At 65.0% G+C, this 4,752-nt stretch carries 4 protein-coding genes and 1 pseudogene; 2 read left to right on the top strand and 3 right to left on the bottom strand.

The window, feature by feature from the left end:
* Window positions 1-120: 120 nt before the first annotated feature.
* Complete coding sequence (ffh, locus tag BIS11_RS10985) at window positions 121-1,530, bottom strand: signal recognition particle protein (protein WP_253422718.1); 1,410 nt, start codon at window positions 1,528-1,530, stop codon at window positions 121-123.
* Between the two features lie 217 nt (window positions 1,531-1,747).
* On the opposite strand from ffh, the gene BIS11_RS10980 reads away from it, so the two are divergent.
* Together BIS11_RS10980 and BIS11_RS10975 are read left to right on the top strand one after the other, a co-directional pair.
* Window positions 1,748-2,545 (top strand): inner membrane protein YpjD, encoded by a 798-nt coding sequence (locus BIS11_RS10980; RefSeq protein WP_253422731.1) that lies wholly within the window; start codon window positions 1,748-1,750, stop codon window positions 2,543-2,545.
* 84 nt (window positions 2,546-2,629) lie between these two features.
* Window positions 2,630-3,904: an HlyC/CorC family transporter gene (locus BIS11_RS10975; protein WP_227391194.1), complete on the top strand. Its 1,275-nt coding sequence runs from the start codon at window positions 2,630-2,632 to the stop codon at window positions 3,902-3,904.
* Here the strand turns inward: BIS11_RS10975 and BIS11_RS10970 are convergent.
* Entirely contained in the window at window positions 3,901-4,587 is a 687-nt protein-coding gene (locus tag BIS11_RS10970) for a 1-acyl-sn-glycerol-3-phosphate acyltransferase (RefSeq protein ID WP_227391195.1), read from the bottom strand. The two genes, BIS11_RS10975 and BIS11_RS10970, sit on opposite strands and share 4 nt — an antisense overlap.
* Window positions 4,584-4,752, bottom strand: a pseudogene (locus tag BIS11_RS10965) (TetR/AcrR family transcriptional regulator); the annotation flags it as partial. The gene BIS11_RS10970 and the pseudogene BIS11_RS10965, both read right to left, overlap by 4 nt.

The raw sequence follows: 4,752 nt of genomic DNA, 5'->3' as shown, positions 1-4,752 counted from the left end.
TCGTGGGCCCGGATGGTCAGGTAGTCGTCTACCGCCGCCACGTTGCCCTGTAGCCGAACGCGACGACGCCCGCCGGGGTCGCCGGCGGGCGTCGTCGTATCCAACGGGCGGGGCGTCGGCCTAGCGCCAGGGCAACCCGCCCGGGCCACCCATGCCGCCCATGCCACCGGGGCCTCCCGGGCCGCCGCCGCCCATCATGCCGGACATGCCGCGCATCATCTTCTGCATGCCGCCCTTCTTGCCGGCCTTCTTCATCATCTTCTGCATCTGCTTGTGCTGCTTGAGCAGGCGATTGAGCGCCGGTACGTCAAGGCCGGCGCCGGCGGCGATGCGCCGCTTGCGCGAGCCGTTGATGATCTCGGGCTTGCGCCGCTCGGCGGGGGTCATCGAGTTGATCAACGCCTCGAGCTTGCCCATCTCCTTCTCGGGCCCCGAACCCTGGGCAAGCTCGGCCATCTGGCCCATGCCGGGGAGCTTGCCGAGCAGTCCGCCCATGCCGCCCATCTTCTTGAGCTGCTGGAGCTGTTCGCGGAAATCCTCGAGGTCGAAGCCGTCGCCCTTCTTCACCTTCTTGGCGAGCTTGGCGGCCTTGTCCTTGTCGACGGTGCGCTCGGCTTCCTCGATCAGCGAGAGCATGTCGCCCATGCCGAGGATGCGCGAGGCGACGCGGTCCGGATGAAAGGGCTCGAGGGCGTCGACCTTCTCGCCCACGCCCATGAACTTGATCGGCTTGCCGGTGACGTGGCGCACGGAAAGCGCCGCGCCACCACGGGCATCGCCGTCGGCCTTGGTGAGGATCACACCGGTCAGCGGCAGCGCCTCGTGGAACGCTTTGGCAGTGCTGACCGCATCCTGGCCGGTCATGGCATCGACGACGAACAGGGTTTCCTGGGGCGAGACTGCTTTGTGCAGCGCCTGGATCTCGGCCATCATCGCGTCGTCGATCGCCAGACGACCCGCGGTATCGACGAGCACCACGTCGTGGAACTGGATCTTGGCGTGCTTGATCGCGGCATTGGCGATGTCGACGGGCTTTTCAGTGGAGTGCGATGGGAAGAAGTCGACCTCGACTTCCTTCGCCAAGGTCTCGAGCTGGTCGATGGCCGCAGGGCGATAGACGTCCGCCGAGACCACCAGCACCTTCTTCTTCTCGCGCTCGCGAAGAAAGCGGGCGAGCTTGGCGACCGAGGTGGTCTTGCCCGCGCCCTGAAGGCCGGCCATCAGGACGACCGAGGGCGACCCCTTGAGGTTGAGCCCCTCGTTGGCCTCGCCCATGATCGCCTCGAGCTCCTGCTGGACGATCTTGACGAACTGCTGGCCCGGCGAGAGGCTCTTCGAGACCTCCTGGCCGACGGCACGCTCGCGTACGCGCTCGATGAATGCCTTGACGACAGGCAGCGCCACGTCCGCTTCGAGAAGCGCCTTGCGCACCTCGCGCAGGGTGTCCTTGATGTTGTCGTCGGTCAGGCGCGCCTGGCCTTTGATCGACTTCAGCGTCTGGGAAAGACGCTCGCTCAGATTCTGGAACATGGGGCCTCTGCCTTTGTCGCTGACGCCGGGCTCGCAGCCGGGCACGTGTGGGCGAGATTATACGCGCTCCGCCTGTGAGTCTCTATGGCTGTTCGCCGCGCGGTGCTGTGCGACGCTTTACGATTGGTTATAGTAGGCGCTAGTCTCTAGCTCGCACCGACTTGTCTTCACTGCCCTTTTTTTCTCAACGACGCGCGGCCAGCGCACGGATAGCATCATGCAGGCGCTCCCTCTCGCCACCATCGCTTTTGTACTCTATATCGCTGCCGCCGTCTGGCAGGGCATGACGCTGTTTCGCCGGGTGCCGCCGCGCCGGGGCATGGTTCGTCTGATCGCGGCGCTGGGGCTCTTGCTGCATATTCCGGTGGTGGTGATGCTGATCAACCAGACGCCGGGGCTCTTGCCGGGCTTCACCACTAGCGCCACGCTGCTAATGGCGGTGGTGGTCAACGTGTTGCTGGTGGCGAGCCTGTTCAAGCCGGTGCTCAACGCAGGCATCGCGCTGTTCCCGCTGGCCGGGGTGGCGCTGATCTTCGCCACGTGGCTACCGAGCCAGGGCGGCCATACCGGACTCACCCCGGGTATCCTGATTCACGCGGCAAGCTCGGCACTCGCCTTCGCGATGCTGGCCATCGCGGCGGTGCAGGCGGTGCTGGTGGGGCTTCAGAACCAGGCGCTGCGCCATCACCACATTCGCGGCATCGTGCAGTCGCTGCCACCCTTGACCACCATGGAGCGGGTGCTGTTCGAGCTGATCTGGGCCGGCGTTGCGCTCTTGACGCTGTCGATCGCCAGCGGCCTGATCTTTCTGGACAACCTGTTCGCCCAGCACCTGGTGCACAAGACGGTGCTGTCGATCGCCGCCTGGGGTATCTTCACCACGCTCCTGGTCGGGCGCTACCGCTTCGGCTGGCGCGGCATGCGCGCGGTGCGCTGGACGCTCGGCGGCGGCCTGCTGCTGGTACTGGCCTACTTCGGCAGCAAGTTCGTGCTGGAAATAGTCCTCGCCCGCTGACCGCACCTCGAACGAGGGCGCCTTGACAGCGCCCCGCCGCTGCTTCTAAAAACGAGCTTGATACGCCATAAAGGAACTTTCGACTTGAGCGACGAATTCCCGCTGGGATTACTGTTCGGCCTGCTGGGCCTGCTGGTGCTGCTATCCGCCTTCTTCTCGAGCTCCGAAACCGGCATGATGTCGATCAACCGCTACAGGCTCAGCCACCAGGCAGGCAGCGGCGACAAGCGCGCCAAGCGGGTGATGCGCCTTCTGACCCGCCCGGACCGGCTGATCGGCGTCATCCTGATCGGCAACAACTTCGTCAACAACCTCGCCGCCTCCATCGCCACCATCATCGCGATCCACTTCTTCGGCGAGGTGTCGGGCCCGGCGATCTCCACGGCGCTCTTGACCATCACCATTCTGGTGTTTTCGGAAGTGACGCCGAAGACCTACGCGGCGATCAAGCCCGAGCGCATCGCCTACCCTGCCTCGATGGCGCTGGAGCCGCTTCTGAAGCTTCTGTACCCGCTGGTGTGGGTGGTCAACGCGGTCTCCAACGGTCTTCTGCGACTGGTCGGCGTCAAGAGCGTGGAGAACGGCGGTGATAGCCTCACTCGCGACGAGCTGCGTACCGTGGTGCACGAGGCGGGCACGCTGATCCCCTACCGCCACCGGGCGATGCTGCTGTCGATTCTGGATCTGGAGAACGTCACCGTGAACGATATCATGGTGCCGCGCCACGAGGTGCTGGGGATCGACCTGGATGATCCGCTCGAGGAGATACTTGCCCAGATCCGCACCAGCCAGCACACGCGGCTTCCGGTCTACAAGGGCGACATCAACAACATCATCGGCATGCTGCACCTGAGAAACGCGGCGCGTTTTCTCTCCAAGGAGGAGGTGACCAAGGCGGCGGTGGTGCAGGAGGCGCGCGAGCCCTACTTCATCCCGGAATCGACGCCGCTGCACACCCAGCTCTTGAATTTCCAGAAGCAGAAGCGGCGTATCGGCATCGTGGTGGACGAGTACGGCGACGTGGAGGGACTGGTGACGCTGGAGGACATCCTCGAGGAGATCGTCGGTGAATTCACTACCGACGTCTCCGAGGACGAGGAGATCCATCAGCAGGACGACGGCAGCCACGTAATCGAGGGCACCGCCAACATTCGCGAGATCAACAAGATGCTTGGCTGGCAGCTGCCTACCGACGGCCCCAAGACCTTGAACGGACTGATTCTCGAGCACCTCGAAGCCTTCCCCGAAGGATCAGCGTCGCTGCAGATCGGTAACACGCGCATGGAGATTCTCGAGATTCGCGACAATTTGATCACCTCAGCGCGCTGCTGGCCGGTGATTCGCCTGCCCAGGCGCTAGTCGCGCTCGGCGCTGCCCCGGTACCGCCGGGCGATGTCCACATCGCCTGCGGTCTTGAGCGCCTTCACCCGGGCCTCGAGAAAGTGGCGCAGCGCCACCCCCTCGGCCTCATGGGTCATCACTGGCGCACCGAAGTAGAGCCTGACCGGTGCGCGAAACCGCGAGGGCCACTTCTTGAGCGCCCGCCCGCCACAGTGGGAGGTCCACGACCCCCAGAGCCCGGCGAGCCCCGCGGGAATTACCGGCACGTTATCGCGGGCCAGCATCGTCTCGAGGCCGCGGCGGAAGGGGTGGATCTCGCCATCCGGGGTCAGACGCCCTTCGGGAAACACCATCACCACCTCGCCGTCGCGCAGTGCCTGGCTGATCTGATCGAGGGTGCGCCTGAGCCCGGCGGTGTTGCGCCGCTCGGACTCGACGGGAATCGCGCCGACCAGCAAAAACCACCACTTGAGCCAGGGCGAATCGAAGATCGGCTGGTCCATCACGAAACGCAGCGGCCGCGGGCTGCAGCCGCCAAGCACCAGCGCGTCCATGAAGCTTACATGGTTGCACACCACCAGCGCTGCGCCTTTGGCGGGCAGGTATTCACGCCCCTGAACGCGGATACGGTAGCTTGCGCGCATGCTGAAATAGATCGCATGGCGCAGCACGCAGCGCGTCGGTCGAATCAGCCACTTCACGAATGCGCCTCACGGGCGCGAAGCCCCGCCAGCACCGTGCTCAAAAGCTGCTCGAGAAGTTCGTCGACCTTGAGCTGGTGGCCCTGCCAGTAGCCCAGGCGCTCGTTGAGCCCGAGCTGGACGAGCCCGTGAACGCTGCCCCATAGCGTACGGCCGAGCCGGCGC

It is taken from the genome of Halomonas sp. 707D4 (assembly GCF_024158685.1).
Taxonomy (GTDB): Bacteria; Pseudomonadota; Gammaproteobacteria; order Pseudomonadales; family Halomonadaceae; genus Vreelandella.
The sequence above is the reverse complement of the archived record's forward strand: the minus strand, read 5'-3'. Positions and strand labels throughout refer to the sequence as shown.

What these genes read in the sequence shown, in the direction of transcription:
- ffh (WP_253422718.1), bottom strand. Translation starts at nt 1,530, where the DNA reads ATGTTCCAGAATCTGAGCGAGCGTCTTTCCCAGACGCTGAAGTCGATC.
- BIS11_RS10980 (WP_253422731.1), top strand. Translation starts at nt 1,748, where the DNA reads ATGCAGGCGCTCCCTCTCGCCACCATCGCTTTTGTACTCTATATCGCT.